This window comes from Mesorhizobium sp. M4B.F.Ca.ET.143.01.1.1 (genome assembly GCF_004792275.1).
Classification (GTDB): domain Bacteria; phylum Pseudomonadota; class Alphaproteobacteria; order Rhizobiales; family Rhizobiaceae; genus Mesorhizobium; species Mesorhizobium abyssinicae.
Genome location: NZ_SRSR01000322.1, coordinates 1 through 291, shown reverse-complemented (window position 1 = coordinate 291; position 291 = coordinate 1). Strand labels below are relative to the sequence as shown.

General features: G+C 58.8%; 1 protein-coding gene. It reads right to left on the bottom strand.

Features of this window, described 5'->3' with window-relative positions; all coding sequences use genetic code 11:
* Nucleotides 1-86: 86 nt before the first annotated feature.
* Nucleotides 87-212 (bottom strand): type B 50S ribosomal protein L36, encoded by a 126-nt coding sequence (gene ykgO, locus EN786_RS37170; protein ID WP_040974291.1) that lies wholly within the window; start codon nt 210-212, stop codon nt 87-89.
* Nucleotides 213-291 lie beyond the last annotated feature (79 nt).

Sequence of the window (291 nt, the reverse complement as noted above, 5' to 3'; positions counted from 1 at the left end):
AACATCAAACAGGCGCGGTCTCTTTGTGCATGTCGTTGTCCCAAAACCGCTTGGCACTTTTGGGCGACATGCACCGCGCGCAAAACTCAGCCCTGGCGCGCCTTGTAGCGCGGAGCGGTCTTGTTGATGATGTAGATGCGTCCCTTGCGGCGAACCAGCCGGTTGTCGCGGTGACGCGCCTTGAGCGCCTTGAGCGAATTCTTGATCTTCATGGTCTTGCCTGTTCGGTCAGGGCCCGTCCCGGGCCGAATTTTAAAAGGCGCGCCCGGAAAAAGCGCGCCTTTGAACTTG

Coding starts and splice junctions, on each gene's coding strand:
- ykgO (WP_040974291.1), bottom strand. CDS start 212: ATGAAGATCAAGAATTCGCTCAAGGCGCTCAAGGCGCGTCACCGCGAC.